We start from the raw sequence: 16,004 nt of genomic DNA on the forward strand, positions 1-16,004 counted from the left end.
GCCGATCGACTTACAACATATAAGACAAAAATATAATTAATATTATCAATTGATAGCAAAAAGCTATCGATTTATTACACACTTTAATTTTTTTAAAAAAATATATATGCATAACTTTTTCATAAAGTTAACGCTAAATAAAACCTAACAATGACACCACACAAAACTTCCTCGCTTGCAATTAACCTCACATGCCCTATCTTAATTTCCAGTAATTATTTAAAAGTGAAAATTAAGTGATTGCTAATGTAATTGCCTATATAAAATATCATGAGGATATAATTATGACACACAGGAAGCTGTCTACACTCTCCCTTTTCATTGGATTAAGTATACTCGGACATTCCTCTGCGCTTTATGCCTATCAAGCGCATTATGACGACAATGACATTGATGAGATAATTCAATCTTTACAAAAAAAAGAGGTACATTCCGACTACAAATTATTTAGCCTCACCCAGCCTGAAATTACATTTGGAGAAATCAATCAAGAAGGGTATGAAAATGCCATAGCCATCTATCACGAAGGAAACGTAATAATAAACGGCAACAGCGTTGGTGATAAAGAAAATCTTCAATCCGTTATTATTCATGAAGGATTTCATTCACTCAAACCGGAGTTATCAGAATCAGAGGTTGATATTGAAGCAGCCTTGTATGCGGAAAAAATGGGCATAAACTATCTTGCACAACACTCTTATGATCCTATTTCAAGTGATGCTTACCGCCCTAGTATGCCGAATATTTTCAAAAATAATCTCGTACGAGGTTTGTGCCGTTCAGGTACAGGTACTGCATTAAGCGCGTTTGGGGCTTTCGGTTTAATAGGTTTAGTTGAAGATATCTATAATAGCTATATCGGTGGTACAGCGGTTAGCCAAGAAAGCTTTAATGCCGCCAAAGGGCTCGCCGTTCCTCTCTCTTGGGCAATGTTTGACTATGTCTTAGGCAATGCACAATGGGTTCACGGTTTTCCGGGAAGCCATGCCAGTGATGGTCAGCGAATCAATGATATGTTACGCAGTATTCCGAGAGTGGGCAGCATCATCGCCGATACGTTGCAAGTAGGCGCGTTTTCGGAGCGTGTGCTTCGTGAAGAACTTGGACTCATGATGTTTGTGGGTGCTATTGGTACAAATGCAATGATTCAAAAAGTCGCAGATAGCGACAATGCCACAGCGGCAGCATGGCCACTAAAAATCGTCGATACCGCTATTTGGGGTGGCTTAAATGGTATGGTTGGCGAATTTGTCAGATATAAAAATGGCGGTACCTACACTGCCCTGCCCGCATCGTATCATGAGTCTCTCGTTCCATACCTTGGTTCACAAAAATGGCAACTTCTGACCTCATCTATCAACTGTGGCCTTGCCGCGTATGCGGGGAATCAAGCATGGGGTGGCTATGCAAAATGGCAACCCGTCACTAAAAATTCAACCACCTCTGAGTATGCAAGTAGCGCTTATGGTGCTGCTGCCGCATACATGGGGACATGGATAGCCGTTGACGGCGTATTTAAATCGATGCAATACGGGATAAATGCGGGCGTTGCAGGTTTTAGAGATGTGGTTTGGCGTAATTTTGTCCAATCAGGCATTGGACTCATCAACCTCGCTTACTCCGTTGAATACCATCCAGACGCACTCCCAGCCGATACGGATTACGGGGACATACCTGACGTCACCACTCACCTTCGCAAAAAACGCTCAACCTCCATAGACATGAGAACAGCGAGAATGCGCAAGATTTTTCATGAACTGCAAATATCTAAATCTGAGGCACTTGCAGCATGGGAAAGAGTCACCGCAGCCCCTATGGATCTGAATAATTTTCAGAAAGTTGACGTGACGAGGCTGGAACAAGATCTTGCATTGGAAAACAGCCCACATAATACCAAAGCGACGGGTGTCACCAACAAGACGTTGAGCCAATTAAAGACGCTTCAACTGTCACATCTTGCCAAAGAAGCTAAAACCGTCACCAAAGTGCTGACAAGAAATTACGCGGACTGGCGGGCGTGGTGGAATGCCAGCAGTTGGGAAAACCCCGTATTTTGCTCAAAAGATGGCGTACTTGAATACGGCCAATGGCTATCGAATGGAGGGAACATTACCGAACATAACTGCGGAGTTAACAGTTACGGTGATGGGGTTAACGCTGTACTCAAGTTTAACGATGGTTCGATGGCAATGGGTATAAACGGACGCACCATAAAATCAGGTGAAGCATGGACAATAGGCGCTAACGGAGGAACCGATTGGAACGGATACTGGGGGTATGCATTTTTCGACGCCCAGGGACGCCCTACCGCAATGGCCTTTACGAGCAAGAATTGGGCGAAATGGGGCGCTGGGTTTAGTTTCCTTTATAAAAATGGTAGCTGGGAATATTGGAAGAATGATAACTGGATCTCATCGTTTTCGGATGGGCAGTCGCTCGATCGTAACGCGCCGAGATTCAATATTCCCGCGCTTTAATGCAATAGGCTTATGTCTTCACGAAGAAAAAGCACGAGCATAATATAGAGCGTCAAAAATAGAAAAGGTCTGCCCACAATGGGTAGACCTTTGCTCGTTTAGCGCTACCTCCCAGACACCTAAAAATCGCGGATTCAAAGTATCTTTAGGCTGTTTGGCTTTCTTTGACTATCTCAACACAAACTGTGAGACACCTTGCTTCAACACACCGTTCGATTTGAGCCCTCGTCATAGTAAATGATGTCCAGTAACTCTCCTTTTTGCGTGGTTAAGCGCTTACTGATTGGCACCACTGAATTCCGGATCTCTGCCACAATCTTCTTGATGTCACCCAAACGGTCATGCGTAGATAATGCCAATTGAAGCACTTCGTCCTCCACTGGCAGCTATTTGCACCTCAGGTATCGCAGTCTCCTAGGCATGATGACAGGGCAAATCCTCGGCGGCACAGGCCCGCTACTTGCTGTGAACAATACCAACTGGTGATCATGATAGCGACTTTTTTCACCGTCACTCTTTCGGTTGCCACCACCCTCAAATTTGCCAGCCACAGCGCGTTTGATCGGTTTGGGCAACTGAAGCTTTGAGCTTCAATCAACGCTAATCAGTGTCGGTGAGCCCCCATCACGCACACCGCTCTGAACGAATCGATATACACAACCCGATCAAAAAAGCCCTGACTAAATCAGTCAGGGCTTTTCATTCATTCGAACAATCACTTTTTACTTACGACACCAAGAGCACCAGGCCAGGTAACAGTACAAACACGGTGGCAAGGTAGCCAACAACAGTCAGTTTCGATTTCACCGCATAGTCAGCAAGGGTCTCCGCACACTTAACAGGCAGATCACGTAGGAATGGCAGCCCATAAATCACCACGATGCCCAATACATTAAATGTGAGGTGGACAAGTGCAATTTGCAGGGCAAACACCGCGTTGTCGCCCGTCACAGCGGTTGCTGCAAGCAATGCGGTAATACAAGTACCAATGTTTGCGCCCAGCATGAACGGATACACTTTACGAACAGTCAGTACGTTGGTGCCTACCAAAGGCACAACCAAGCTCGTAGTGGTTGATGAAGATTGAACAAGAATCGTCACTAGCGTGCCTGATGCGATGCCATGAATAGGACCGCGTCCAATCGCGCTATTAAGGACTTCACGCGCCCTGCCTACCATCAGTCTTTTCATCAGTTTGCCCATCACTGTAATCGCAGCGATAACCAAAAGAATGCCGAAGATAACCAAAGCAATACCGCCAAAGCTTCCTGGCAGCGCTTCAAATACCGATTTGGCACCATTCACAACAGGCTTGGTGATCGGCTTAATGAAGTTAAAGCTCTTCATGCTCAGGTCGTCAGCATGCATCAGTGGAGAGACGAGCCAAGCTGATATCTTCGCTAAGAAGCCAGTCATCATTTCGAGAGGAAGGAAGATAGCAACAGCAATAAGGTTGAAGAAATCGTGTACTGTTGCGCAGGTAAAGGCACGACGGAACTCATCTTTACAGCGTGCATGACCCAAGCTGACCAGCGTGTTCGTCACTGTTGTGCCCACGTTGGCACCCATAACCATGGGGATAGCTAACTCGACTGGCAAGCCACCCGCCACCAACCCAACAATGATCGACGTCACTGTACTGGATGACTGAATAAGCGCTGTACCAATAATACCTATCATCAAACCCGCTACAGGGTTAGATGCAAATTCGAACAATTCTTTCGCGTGATCACCAGCAGCCCATTTGAAGCCGCTGCCAATCATTGAAACCGATACCAGCAGCAGATACAGCATGGCGATAAGGGCAGCCCACTGCAGAGCGCGTTTGGTTGGAGCTTTGGACTGAGGTCCTTGCAGTGCGTCAGATTGGATGCTCATAACTCGTTTCCTGATATGTAAGTAATTTGTCAGTTCGCAGGCATCGTATGAATGTAATGTGACAAAAATATTACCAGCACGTTTAATTTGAATGTTTTTTGACTTTTTCGTGACGAGTTTGTGACCATCCAATAGAAAATCTCATCTTCACGAATCATCTCGCTCATTGATGAAGTGCAACCCCTTTCACTTGCGTATCTCCACTTCAATACGCAACCTCAATACGTAACAAAGCCAGCATTAGCTAGCTTTGTTAACACACGTGAAATTGGGGTGAGCTGATGTCTTGTTAGTAACCCATGGCTCTTGCGACAAACGCACGAGTACGATCATGTTGCGGGTTATCAAAGATTTGCGAAGGGGGCCCTTGTTCCACAATCACGCCGCCTTCCATGAAAATCACGGTGTCTGCAATATCACGCGCAAACTGCATCTCATGGGTAACAACAATCATGGTCTGTTTTTGCTGAGCCAGTTGCTTCATGACAGACAACACTTCGTCGACCCATTCAGGGTCAAGCGCGGATGTCGGCTCATCAAACAAAATCACCTCGCCTTTGCACGCCATCGCGCGCGCAATGCCGACACGCTGCTGCTGACCGCCAGAGAGCTGCGCCGGATACTTATGAAGGTGGTCCATCATGCCCACGCTCTCAAGTAGTTTTCTGGCTGATTCTTCTGCTTGTGCTTTAGGCTCTTTCCAAACGGTAATCAGAGATTCCGCCACATTCGCCAGCGCCGTTTTATTAGTAAACAGCGCGTAACTTTGAAACACGAAACTGCTCTGTTTGCGTAACTGATGAATGTCAGACTTGGTGGCTTTTTCTGCAGTGACGCTAACCCCACCAATTTGAATGTCTCCGGTTGTTGGCGTTTCGAGAAAGTTCAGGCAACGCAACAGCGTGGATTTTCCGGTGCCCGATGGCCCAATAATCGCCACAATCTCACCTTGATGAATGTCAAGGTCGATGTGCTTTAGCACTTCTACGTCACCAAAGCGTTTGCTTAACCGTTTGACACTAATCATCGCGCATACGCCTTATTCAACCTGACTTCCAACATTGACTGAACCTGGGTGAAGAAAATCACCACCAGCCAGTAAATCAGTGCGACGGCCAAAAATGCTTCAAAGAACTTAAAGCTCGATGATGCTTCCATCTGCGCTTTCGCCATGATTTCTGCCACACCCAGCGTAAAGGCCAGCGAGGTACTTTTGATCATATCGATGAAATAGTTCATTAGCGATGGCGTCGCGACACGTGCAGCCTGAGGCAAGATAATGCGTCTCATGGCTTGAAGTTCAGTCATACCAACACTGAGGCTCGCTTCCAGCTGGTTCTTATCAATCCCCATTATGGCGGCGCGAATGCTCTCGGCCATGTACGCAGAGAAATGAAGCGAGATACCAATGACCGCCGCAGTAAATGCATCCATACCGACGAAAATCGGGAACACTTGTGGCAGACCGTAATACAGTAAAAACAATTGAACCAGTAACGGTGTCCCTCTAAAGAAAGAGATATACACCACCACAATCGCATTCAATACGTTGACTCTGAACACCCTTACCAGTGCGAGAAACACCGATAACACCAGAGCAATCGCGAAGCCTATCAGCGACATTTCTAGGGTGACTCCCAGATACTTTACCAGTATCGGGAGCAGCGCTAGCATGTAGTCAAAATCGAAGCCGTTCATTATTGAGTAATGTCAGAGTCGAACCATTTCTGAGAGATTTCGCTTAGGGTGCCGTCGGCTTTCATCTCGGTCAGTGCTTGGTCAACTTTGGTTTTAATCGCTAATTTTTCAGGCGTGTTCAAAAATGGCATCGCGTTCTGAATCGTCTCGAACGGTTCGCCCGCCAGTTGCAATGGCAAGCCAGACTTTTGAATAAGCTGTGCCGAAGAAACGCGGTCCATGATGAAAGCATCAGTACGGCCTAGCGCCACATCTTGCTCAAATCCAGAATCATACGTGATGATGTTGATTTCGTTTTTCTTGTCGTAGTTACGCAGTAGTTGCTCAAAGTTACTGCCAAGGTTCACCGCGACTTTCTTGCCTTTCAGGTCATCAATACCTGCGATGTCATCACGGCCTTTACGAATCACAACTTGCGCACCATCCAAAACGTAAGGGACGGAGAATGCGTACTTAGCAGTGCGCGCTTCGGTGATGGTAATTTGGTTACTGATGGTGTCGATATGGCCCGCTTCTAACATGCCAAACAAACCAGAAAAACTCGATGTCACGAATTCAACGTTATAGTCAGCACGCTTACCAATCTCGTTCCAAACATCAATTTCAAAGCCCTGCAGTTCATCCATTTTCACAAAAGTGAATGGGAAATAACGGCCAGACATACCCACTTTCACATCGTCTTGAGCCAGTGAAGCAGTAGCGGTAACGCTGGTTGCCAAAGCAAGGGTGGCAAGCAAAAGATTTTTCATTGAAGACATTTTTATTACTCCATTTTTTTGATGTCGCCAATGTAACCTAAGTGAAATTTTGTAATAAATAACGAAACGATCTATTTAATACTCTGTAAATAAGACATTTACTGGCCTTATAGTTTGCAGTATAAAAATCGAACGGTGTTTTTGACTAAGATGAGCCCAATTCACCCATATTTATTCACTCCAATAAGACTGAGAAATAAAAACAATCGCCCCACTTAACCGTTAATGCTGCTTCCGTCGACAAATGCAGAGCGTTACGCACAAAAAAGCGGATGCCGTTTAGCACCCGCTCATGTTGTCTAACAGCCATCACTAGGAACGAGAAGCGCGGCTCCCCGGCAGAAGATCAAGAAGGGCATTTTCAGCTTCAAAGATGGCATTGTTCTTTTGCGCATCTAATGGGCTTTCTTGCAACGACATCGGATCCCATCCACTGCGCGGCGTTTCAAAGAAGTTGCCACTGTAGATATGAATGCCGCCCGTAAATAAATCCGTCGGGTTCAGCACCGAATGAATAGCATTAGTGTCCATCGACAGTACTTCACCTGGCGCAAGTGTCGCCGCCCCTACCGCGCAGATTTCTGATGCTGCTTGCTCGTCGTTCCGACGCCAAAAAATATGATCTTCCCTTCCTTCATATACCCCCACCACCGCCCAAAGGTTGTGGTTATGCGCAGGCATGGTCATTTTGGGTGCCCAAACAAAATGAAGAATCGTGAATGCATCCGACACATACAACGTTTCATAGCCAGCACGGCGAGCTGGTTGAAGCACTGCGGCGACAGAAGCAGGGTCTCGTAAGCTCTCTGTAAGTATGTCCACAATGTGTTTCTGCGGGTTTGGCTTTCCAAACGCCGATTCACATTCCTTGATCAGTCGCGCTAAATCAAATGCCATTTCACTCTTCCTTGATGCGTCGTTCATTCATTGTAGATCGTAGCGCGCCAGCCTCCAGTCACAGAGAGAAGAATCACCGTAATCACACGGCAAATAGTGTTAATAAGATCACTAAAATCAAGGATATGTGATTGCCTTCTCAGTCAGTTCAACATGCAACATTTCTCCAGTAAAGGGCTTATTTGTCCAATATCTTAAGCACCAGACCGAGCGCATAATCAGGCCATCTCCCTACAAATCTAAAAACATTAAACAAAGGTCTGAACCATGAAAACTAACTTAGCAGAGTTAAAGCGTCACCTACTCACCGGCACCAGCCACATGTTGCCATTCGTTGTTGCAGGTGGTGTTCTACTTGCTCTATCTGTCATGCTTGGCGGTAAAGGCGCTGTACCTGAAGGTGTGTTCCTTGAAGGTATTTGGGACATGGGTATCGCAGGTTTCACCCTGTTTGTTCCTGTTCTTGGCGGTTACATCGCTTACTCAATCGCAGACCGTCCAGCACTAGCTCCAGGTATGATTGGTGCTTACCTTGCTAACCAAGTACAAGCGGGTTTCCTAGGCGCAATCATCGTCGGTTTCATCGCAGGTTACGTTGTTCTACAACTGAAGCGCATTCCTCTTTCTAACAAGCTTAAAGCGCTTTCTACCTACTTCATTATTCCAATCGGCGGTACGTTCATCGTATCAGCACTGGTTGTTTGGGTAATCGGTCAACCTATCGCTGGCTTCATGGCGTTCATGAACGAAGGCCTGCAATCCATGGCTGGCGCATCGAAAGCGGTTCTGGGTGCAGTGCTAGGTGGGATGACAGCATTCGATATGGGCGGCCCGATCAACAAAGTCGCAACCCTGTTCGCACAAACTCAAGTTGGCACTCAACCTTGGTTGATGGGCGGCGTCGGTGTGGCAATCTGTGTGCCACCACTTGGCATGGCTCTAGCCACTTTCCTTGCGCCTAAGAAATACTCTCCAGAAGAGAAAGAAGCCGGTAAAGCGGCAGCAATCATGGGTTGTATCGGTATCACTGAAGGTGCAATTCCCTTCGCAGCCAATGACCCAGCACGCGTTATCCCAGCCATCGTTGCAGGCGGTATCGTCGGTAACGTTGTGGCCTTCATGGCAGGTGTGCTTAACCACGCACCTTGGGGTGGCCTGATTGTTCTACCGGTTGTTGAAGGTCGCATGATGTATGTCATCGCGGTTATTGCAGGTGCAGCAACCACCGCGCTCGTTGTGAACGCACTGAAAAAACCCGTTGCTGACCGTGAAGAAGAAACAAAAGCAAACACTGAAGAACTTGAACTGTCCTTCGACTAAGACATGTTTAGCTAAAACCACGAATTAACGGAGCGACGACCTCCAATAACGTTGTCGCTCCACACTGAACGAATAACAATAAAAGTGTAAAAGAGAGATTGATGATGAAACTTATCGGCGTAACTTCTTGCCCATCTGGCGTTGCTCATACTTACATGGCAGCAGAAGCACTGGAAACCGCGGCTCGCGCAAAAGGCTGGGACGTTAAAATTGAAACTCAAGGCGCCATTGGCGTTGAAAACGAACTTTCCGCAGAAGATGTTGCATCGGCAGATGTGGTTATCCTAACCAAAGACATCGCCATCAAACGAGAAGAGCGTTTTGCGGGTAAGAAGATTGTTCGTGTCACCGTTACCCAAGCGGCAAAACAAGCCCCTGACATTATCAGTAAGTTAGAGAGCATGTTAGCGCAAGCTTAATCATTCCAGCGGAGTGGATGCCAAACCCACTCCGCCTTCTTCGTTTTTACCATCCGTAAAGCTCCACTTATTTACCTACCTTCTTACATCGCTTTACGCATTCGTATTCAATAAAAGATAAATCGCCATGCACATCAACATTACTGAATCACTCACCCATTTTAACGGAAAGCTTGTCGCCATTTGCAGCAACGAGAGCACGCCACCGGAAGGCGCATATCAAGTCAATTTCAACCGCCTTGAAATTATTCTTGAGGGAGAATACGACCTGATTGTGGATGCCAAAGATGGCTGTAGCCAGCTAACGCTGAAACAAGGAGAGATGGTTTACATCCCTTCCAATGCCTGGAGCAAGCCGACGTGGGAGAAGCCATGCAAAATGGTTTCTGTTCTGTTTGGCAAACATCAGGTTGGGTTCAGTTTTGTGCAGTACACAACAGAGGGAGGGTTTGTGGACGTGCAAAAGCACGCGCTTTCACTGCCATCATCCATGGCCTTGGAACATGTGCTGGACGCTCTCAACTGCATGAGTGATAAAAGCCGCTCGAACGTAATGGGAGAACACCTCGCCAATGCGCTGATTCTGTATTGTCTCGAATTGCTAGACAACCCCGTTCAAAGCAAAATCAGCCGCAGTGAAAAGCTTTACCGCAGCATGTGTATTTACGTGCAAGAGAACTTCCACAAGGACATTACCCGTGTTTCCGTCGCCAACCGATTTGGTGTGTCGTCCGCCCATGTTTCACGTTTGTTTAACCAAGAAGGCTCGGTGAAATACGCTGACTACGTGACCTATGTTCGCCTTGACCGTGCCAAATTCATGCTGAAAAAATACAACTTTAAACTAGAAGAAATTGCTCATCGCTGCGGGTTCAAAGACACGAACTATTTCTGCCGCGTGTTTAAGAACAAAACAGGTAAGACACCAAGTGGGTATCGATTAGGGGCGGTTTGAGGCCCGAGGTTAGCAGTCAGAAGTCAGAGATGGCTACCCCTCCCAGATTTAGCTTTATCAGCGAGGAGTCTAATGTGGTTTCCTAATGCATTGATGCTAAACCAATTACCGAATCATTGACGACGGTTGATAAATGAATGTTGCGGTAGTACTCTTGATTTAGGTTAGTTGGAAGCCTACCTCGCCAAAGCAATCGTACCAACGCATAAACCAGAGTTAATCAGCATTTCACTCACATATCATCCCACAACCCATAGCGAGTAGGTTGTATACAAGGAGGACGATATGCGTCATCAAAACAATCCCGATCTTCAACTGTGGCTTCGCGAAGCCAAGTTTCTACAAAAAGCCGCTCAATCTGATTCACTGGCACAATCTCTGCCCGTGCTTAGGCGTTTGCTTGAATCTAAAATATTCACCAATATCACCTTGCCAGAACTCAAGCGTCACTCCGCCACTATTCAACGCAAGCATCTACTTCATATGTTGGCAGCCGAGAATGGACAGAGCTGTTGGGCGGACTTTAAGAAAATCGTTTCAACGGCTCCGAAAGGTACACTTCTCCCCTATAGCACCGAACGGCTAGATGCTGGTTACTTGGTTCAGTGGTTCTCGTCTGTTTCGGAGGCACAACGCTATACCGAGCAACACCGTGGAAAAGTGGTGAAGGTGGGCAGTCAGGCAGCCGTAGTGCCAGAATAATAGAAAACTTGGCGTAAACGGAGGGGGATCCTCCGCTTTTTCATGAGAATTAAATCGGTTTTGTCCATTATTTAGTCGACATGTTGCTATAGTCGGCACTTGGTAATAGATGCCAAAGCAGTTGTACAAATATCTCAGGCACGTCACAGGATACAGTTTTATCAGAGCATCATGAAAATGTGCTCAAAGAGACCAAGTTATGAAATTTCCCATTTTCGTGAAGCGCCCACCAATCTCCTCCGCGCCCAACAACTGCCACTAGGCAAGGTTTTTGGTCACGCAAACTCGATCTCCAGTTTTTGAAGTCGATACTTGAAGGGTAAGGCTGATCTTGAGGATGAGTATGCCACTCGCCTAGATAGTTACTAGTTCCGCCAGAACGTCGGTTAACTCCAACAATCGCTAATTGGTGATGGGAACACTGCCGAATGAAATGAAAGCGCGAAGCACGGTCTTCAGGCGAGGGAATAGTTATTTCTTTAACTACAAAACTTTCCCCTCTTCGTTCGCCAATCAACACTCCACCCGCTTCGAAGGCTGTAGGGCTAATTTGACGTAAAGAGCGCATAGCGTTAATTGCGAGAGGCTCAATTACTACGAAACGCGTACCGTTAGAACCTTCTACCTCGTAAACTAATTCAATATCACACTGACTCAACGAACTTTCCCTCTGCCGCAAACTTTACAATCAGTCCATGGTTCGAGAATTAATCGCTTCTGGGACTTTGTTTTTTCACTCGTTATCTTGGTATAAGTCCACTTGTGTTTCGGTTCTAATGTATTCAATACAGCTTCAACCACCAAAGCAGCAGAAATCACGCTGACATTTGCGTCGTAGGGGGTATAAGTGCTCCCACACGAATATCGAGAAGTATCAAAGTCTGGCTGGCCGACTTCAGCATTTACCAATTTATCTAGACAACCATAGCAAGCCTTGCCGTTGTCGATAAACGCAATTGACTCTTGACCCCAGCGATGGTTCAAACCATGGATAATAGTCGGCGGATTCGACTTAATTTCTCTAACGGCACCAGCAAGGGCTAAACTCACAGGTACGCGTCCAGTTGCATCTACTACCACGTCATATTCTTTAAGATTTTCTGGGAAAATCTCAAAATCTTCCTTCTTAACGTAAACCGACACTGGGTGTAACGCATCATCCTCGATTAATTTCGCTAGTCCATCCGCTTTATTCCAATCAACGAAACTAGCAGGTAGACGATGGCGACCTAGGTTACCAATGCTCAATCTATCTGAGTCATACAGCGTTAGACTGCCTTCAGATCCAACTCCAGCTCCAGCCTTAACCAAATATTCGGCTACATAACCACCAATAGTTCCGCAACCGATTAGCGCGATACGTTTGTTGCGTATATCACCTATCTCTGGTTTAGGTCGATTTCTTAGAAATACCGCATTGCGATCAATGACTTCAATACTAAGTCGAGCAAAAAACTCAACCGCCTTAGAACTACGGATAGGCGCAATCATCGAACGAACAGACCGTTTCTTACGATGACTCCATGATTGAAACAATTTCTGGTACTGGGAACTAAACGTCAGTTTGAAACCAATCTGGCCTTCTCCAATTATTTGTAGAATAACCACCGTTCGTTTAGCCGATAATTTCACTAGCTGGAATATAAGATTATCGTGGGCACTGCGGTCTGCTTTAGCTAACCAGTCGATTACATCAGCGAAGCTAAGTGGTGGCCAAACAGTAGTCGGAGCCCAGTTATTTCGCTTAACCGTTACAACAATAGCTGAAGCATCTTCCGAAGTGGAATTTTCACCCCGCAACTCCAACCAACGTCTGCGTTCATCTGGCTCTGTATAGACAACAAATTCGGTCGTCTCTTCAACATCACGGCCTGTTTTAACCTTAAGTGAACAGTATTTAATGATCTTATTCTCAGTCGGCAACGCTTCGAAACTAAATGCTCTGCAATGTCCTTCCCAATAATTGGAGAACTCGTTTCGGTATTCTTCTGGATTAGCATAGTTATCAACAGCAACATTTAACGTTTTAGTGATACTGTTATCGATAGCCGCAGCAAAGCTTGCACCATCTAGTGGATTCCATTGACTCTGATCGTTATCTGCAAAGCATAGGAAGCCATTATTGCTAATATGAGGTAGTGCAACCTCCTTAAACTGAACTGGTTTTTCTAGTATAAATGTGAGGGGTAACTTTGTGAGATCTTGTTGAGTACGGATCAGCAAAACTTTAAAGTCACCTAAATGGGTTACATAGCGCTTAACGAACTTAGTTCCTTTATGCGCCCTAAATCTCTCAGGCAGCTGGCGGGCTGGCGGCTGTAACCACTCAAAGCCCGCTCGTAACAAATAGCTTCTAAACTTCAAGTTAGCCACTCGTCATTGTTTTTTCGATTTCGGCAGGTATACTTTTGTCTGCTGGCGTTGCATAGACAGGAGCAGCAAAAGTAGAATTTAGCAGCGTAGTACTAATCCCGCGCTCTCCGAAGACGTGGCTCAAGTATCTAGACGCATCTTCTCGAGTTTGGGCTGTCATCGCGGCATGAAGAAACAATTCCAACTTTAATGCTGCTTCTACCATGTTGCGCTGTTTCTCGTTGTGTTGGCTACTATCTGGGAACAAAGGCCGCTCATCAGATGGATCAGGGCTTTCGACACCAGCGTTGAACTGTTTAGCAAGGTTACTTGCCACTGCATTGATCGCCAACCCAAGGTCTTTGCCGTCAAGAGGCGATTGACCAAGGGTATCTACGGCACACTTCATCAAAGCAATTGAAGATGGACCACCACCATTTTCCCACGTAACGTCGCGCCATCCTTTTAAAAACCGGCAAGACAAACGTAGGTGCTCACCAACGTCATTTACAGACTCCGTAAACCATTTTTGAACTACTTGTGGGTCTGACTTCTGCCACTTTTCACTATCTCGACGAGCTAAGTGAACAGAGTTAGGATCTAACCGAGTTTCATCTGATAACCAGAATTCGTTACTATCCGCAAATGATTCATTACTCCCCCGTGCATCCAAACTCTCTTTCATCAGGACGAACTTCTCTTCGGGAATAGCGTACATAGGTACATCTAAATGAACGTTTTGATCTGCAATATGAATTCGCGCACAAGTTGGTTTAGTATTGTCGAATACCCAACCGTCATTCTCAGCCGCCAGCGACTGCAGGGCGGTGTCAACAAGTGCAATCATTAGTTTATGCGCTAACGCTGGTGCATCTTCGAACATTTGCATAGGAAAATAGACGCCATCGTCGATATCCATTTCTTGCGGTGGCTTACGATACGGCACATTAAGTGTTTTGTATTGAAAGCTCCCTTGAGTCCAAAATTTCGGACGAATCTTTAAAAACGCACGACGCTGTTCGTCATCAAGATTAGAAGCCAGTTTTACCAGCGCTGCCAACATATCATCACTAACATGGTCAAAGCTTCGTTTTGCTTTAATTTGCTGGCGTAAATAGATTTGAGTGTGCTCATCAGGCGATAATTTCTTAGCATCGCGGAATATATCTTGCGCCTCCGAAAAAACATTGCGGATTTGAGTTCTAGCTTGCTTACGTAAACCCTTCAAGAATGAAATCTGACTATTTGACAGCTCTAACTTCGACAACAGTCCTTCGTGACCGTCACTTAGGTAACGGTGAATGCTCCATTTATGCTGGATTGGCATGATTTTTATCCTCCGGATGAACGAATTTGGGCGCTTTATTACTAAAGAATTTTTCTTGTAGATTCAAACTAACGTCGGCTATAGCTTCGGTCGCTTTTTGCTTACCGCGAGCGGCAAGGACATCTAAGGCTTCTGGTCGAGAATTATCTAGGGTAATGATACTGGCTTGCTGGTCTGGTACCACATCATCCAGCATTACATGGTTGTCTTTCGACAACGCTCTAGCGGTCATAAAGTGGTGCATCCACTGATTGCCATTCATAACGGTCTCTACGAGAGTGCTACCCAGCCCCCAAAGGCGAAAATATCCCGGTATCCAGCTTTTTATTAATTCTGGGTTTATGCAGAACTCACTGGCCATCGTTCCAACGTTAAGCACGTAAATTTGATCTTCCGATTGGATATTAAACTCTTCCTTAAGATCAGTAACTGCCTCATGGTAAGCAACATAGCTTGGGTTGTTGGCCACTAGTCCTCCGTCAACGAAATAGGCATTAAGCTCTTGTATATAATGGGGTTTAAAATAGGTTGGCGCGGCAGAAGTAGCACGCGCGACATCAACTAGATGAAGTCGATCATCTCGAGTAAATCTTGGGTTATGGCAGGTTTTCACAAAAAGAGGCTTACCAGTCGTAACATTGACCGTTGGGACCAAGATTCGGCGCTGCAAGTGGCGAATTTTACGATTTTCACCAACAATATCCGCTACGGCTTTACTGATATTTTCACCGTTATAACGATGCCCAAATACTGCTCGACAACCTTTCCATGCTTTCCATAGAAACTTCGGCAGATTTTCACGAGCTGGGAAAATCGTTGAAGCGTGTTCTCGCATCTTCGATTCAAGTTCACGAGCAGTCTTACCGTCGGCTAGACCTAACGCCAGCAAACCACCAATAGAAGTTCCCGCAATCAAGTCGAAGTGCTCAGCTATAGAGTAACTTTCGTCACCTTTAGCCAAAATACGCTCGAACTCAGCCAGAACAGAAATCGTATATAGGCCACGAACGCCTCCACCATTTAGTGACAGGATGCGTAACTTCAATTGTTGATCTTTTTTCATCTTTTCTCTTTATTTTAAGTTATTTACCGCTGTATATATTGGGGCAAATAACTGAAAAAAAAGAGGATTAAAAGAAATTATTTGTATTTAAAATTTGGCGACTATTTTTGCGATTTATCCACGAAAAACTATGGTTGCTGGTCTAATCTTGCCACTTT

15 protein-coding genes are annotated in these 16,004 nt (G+C 45.7%); 5 read left to right on the top strand and 10 right to left on the bottom strand.

The window, feature by feature from the left end:
• The first annotated feature begins 284 nt into the window (after nt 1-284).
• Complete coding sequence (locus ACED36_RS12655) at nt 285-2,477, top strand: hypothetical protein (protein ID WP_017006435.1); 2,193 nt, start codon at nt 285-287, stop codon at nt 2,475-2,477.
• 200 nt (nt 2,478-2,677) lie between these two features.
• Here the strand turns inward: ACED36_RS12655 and ACED36_RS12660 are convergent, their stop codons facing one another.
• From ACED36_RS12660 to ACED36_RS12685, 6 genes are all read right to left on the bottom strand, one after another.
• A complete protein-coding gene (locus tag ACED36_RS12660) occupies nt 2,678-2,845 on the bottom strand; it encodes a hypothetical protein (RefSeq protein WP_241819112.1) in 168 nt (55 codons plus the stop codon).
• Between the two features lie 358 nt (nt 2,846-3,203).
• On the bottom strand, nt 3,204-4,355 hold the full coding sequence (locus ACED36_RS12665) for a Na/Pi symporter (RefSeq protein ID WP_016961830.1): 1,152 nt from the start codon (nt 4,353-4,355) through the stop codon (nt 3,204-3,206).
• A gap of 289 nt (nt 4,356-4,644) precedes the next feature.
• Complete coding sequence (locus ACED36_RS12670) at nt 4,645-5,382, bottom strand: amino acid ABC transporter ATP-binding protein (RefSeq protein ID WP_371733362.1); 738 nt, start codon at nt 5,380-5,382, stop codon at nt 4,645-4,647.
• The gene (locus tag ACED36_RS12675) at nt 5,379-6,053 is read right to left on the bottom strand and encodes an amino acid ABC transporter permease (RefSeq protein ID WP_016961827.1); all 675 of its coding nucleotides are present in this window, start codon (nt 6,051-6,053) and stop codon (nt 5,379-5,381) included. The genes ACED36_RS12670 and ACED36_RS12675 overlap by 4 nt, the downstream gene beginning before the upstream one ends.
• Nucleotides 6,053-6,811 (bottom strand): amino acid ABC transporter substrate-binding protein, encoded by a 759-nt coding sequence (locus ACED36_RS12680; RefSeq protein ID WP_016961826.1) that lies wholly within the window; start codon nt 6,809-6,811, stop codon nt 6,053-6,055. Before ACED36_RS12680 ends, ACED36_RS12675 begins: the two co-directional genes overlap by 1 nt.
• A gap of 312 nt (nt 6,812-7,123) precedes the next feature.
• A complete protein-coding gene (locus ACED36_RS12685) occupies nt 7,124-7,708 on the bottom strand; it encodes a hypothetical protein (RefSeq protein ID WP_371733363.1) in 585 nt (194 codons plus the stop codon).
• 267 nt (nt 7,709-7,975) lie between these two features.
• Between ACED36_RS12685 and ACED36_RS12690 the strand changes: the two genes are divergently transcribed.
• The 4 genes from ACED36_RS12690 to ACED36_RS12705 all read left to right on the top strand — a co-directional run bounded on the left by ACED36_RS12690 (nt 7,976) and on the right by ACED36_RS12705 (nt 11,104).
• Nucleotides 7,976-9,028 carry a PTS fructose transporter subunit EIIC gene (locus ACED36_RS12690; protein WP_016961824.1) on the top strand — a complete coding sequence of 351 codons (1,053 nt, stop codon included), beginning with the start codon at nt 7,976-7,978 and terminating at the stop codon, nt 9,026-9,028.
• 104 nt (nt 9,029-9,132) lie between these two features.
• Nucleotides 9,133-9,447 carry a PTS fructose-like transporter subunit IIB gene (locus ACED36_RS12695; protein ID WP_347230846.1) on the top strand — a complete coding sequence of 105 codons (315 nt, stop codon included), beginning with the start codon at nt 9,133-9,135 and terminating at the stop codon, nt 9,445-9,447.
• A gap of 127 nt (nt 9,448-9,574) precedes the next feature.
• Nucleotides 9,575-10,402: an AraC family transcriptional regulator gene (locus tag ACED36_RS12700; protein ID WP_016961822.1), complete on the top strand. Its 828-nt coding sequence runs from the start codon at nt 9,575-9,577 to the stop codon at nt 10,400-10,402.
• Between the two features lie 285 nt (nt 10,403-10,687).
• Entirely contained in the window at nt 10,688-11,104 is a 417-nt protein-coding gene (locus ACED36_RS12705; protein ID WP_371733364.1) for a hypothetical protein, read from the top strand.
• Between the two features lie 169 nt (nt 11,105-11,273).
• Here ACED36_RS12705 and ACED36_RS12710 read toward each other — a convergent pair whose 3' ends face one another.
• Genes ACED36_RS12710 through ACED36_RS12725 form a run of 4 tightly spaced genes read right to left on the bottom strand, consistent with a single transcriptional unit; the run spans nt 11,274 to nt 15,846 of the window.
• Entirely contained in the window at nt 11,274-11,762 is a 489-nt protein-coding gene (locus ACED36_RS12710) for a Mov34/MPN/PAD-1 family protein (RefSeq protein WP_371733365.1), read from the bottom strand.
• Nucleotides 11,759-13,468 (bottom strand): ThiF family adenylyltransferase, encoded by a 1,710-nt coding sequence (locus ACED36_RS12715; RefSeq protein WP_371733366.1) that lies wholly within the window; start codon nt 13,466-13,468, stop codon nt 11,759-11,761. The genes ACED36_RS12710 and ACED36_RS12715 overlap by 4 nt, the downstream gene beginning before the upstream one ends.
• Before the next feature lies 1 nt (nt 13,469).
• A complete protein-coding gene (locus ACED36_RS12720; protein WP_371733367.1) occupies nt 13,470-14,783 on the bottom strand; it encodes a CBASS cGAMP synthase in 1,314 nt (437 codons plus the stop codon).
• Nucleotides 14,767-15,846, bottom strand: coding sequence for a CBASS cGAMP-activated phospholipase (locus ACED36_RS12725; protein ID WP_371733368.1), 1,080 nt, complete (start codon nt 15,844-15,846; stop codon nt 14,767-14,769). The genes ACED36_RS12720 and ACED36_RS12725 overlap by 17 nt, the downstream gene beginning before the upstream one ends.
• Nucleotides 15,847-16,004: the final 158 nt, after the last annotated feature.

Source organism: Enterovibrio sp. FF113 (assembly GCF_041439165.1).
Classification (GTDB): Bacteria; Pseudomonadota; Gammaproteobacteria; order Enterobacterales; family Vibrionaceae; genus Enterovibrio; species Enterovibrio norvegicus_A.

Coding starts and splice junctions, on each gene's coding strand:
- ACED36_RS12655 (WP_017006435.1), top strand. CDS start 285: ATGACACACAGGAAGCTGTCTACACTCTCCCTTTTCATTGGATTAAGT.
- ACED36_RS12665 (WP_016961830.1), bottom strand. CDS start 4,355: ATGAGCATCCAATCTGACGCACTGCAAGGACCTCAGTCCAAAGCTCCA.
- ACED36_RS12670 (WP_371733362.1), bottom strand. CDS start 5,382: ATGATTAGTGTCAAACGGTTAAGCAAACGCTTTGGTGACGTAGAAGTG.
- ACED36_RS12675 (WP_016961827.1), bottom strand. CDS start 6,053: ATGAACGGCTTCGATTTTGACTACATGCTAGCGCTGCTCCCGATACTG.
- ACED36_RS12680 (WP_016961826.1), bottom strand. CDS start 6,811: ATGTCTTCAATGAAAAATCTTTTGCTTGCCACCCTTGCTTTGGCAACC.
- ACED36_RS12685 (WP_371733363.1), bottom strand. CDS start 7,708: ATGGCATTTGATTTAGCGCGACTGATCAAGGAATGTGAATCGGCGTTT.
- ACED36_RS12690 (WP_016961824.1), top strand. CDS start 7,976: ATGAAAACTAACTTAGCAGAGTTAAAGCGTCACCTACTCACCGGCACC.
- ACED36_RS12695 (WP_347230846.1), top strand. CDS start 9,133: ATGAAACTTATCGGCGTAACTTCTTGCCCATCTGGCGTTGCTCATACT.
- ACED36_RS12700 (WP_016961822.1), top strand. CDS start 9,575: ATGCACATCAACATTACTGAATCACTCACCCATTTTAACGGAAAGCTT.
- ACED36_RS12705 (WP_371733364.1), top strand. CDS start 10,688: ATGCGTCATCAAAACAATCCCGATCTTCAACTGTGGCTTCGCGAAGCC.
- ACED36_RS12720 (WP_371733367.1), bottom strand. CDS start 14,783: ATGCCAATCCAGCATAAATGGAGCATTCACCGTTACCTAAGTGACGGT.
- ACED36_RS12725 (WP_371733368.1), bottom strand. CDS start 15,846: ATGAAAAAAGATCAACAATTGAAGTTACGCATCCTGTCACTAAATGGT.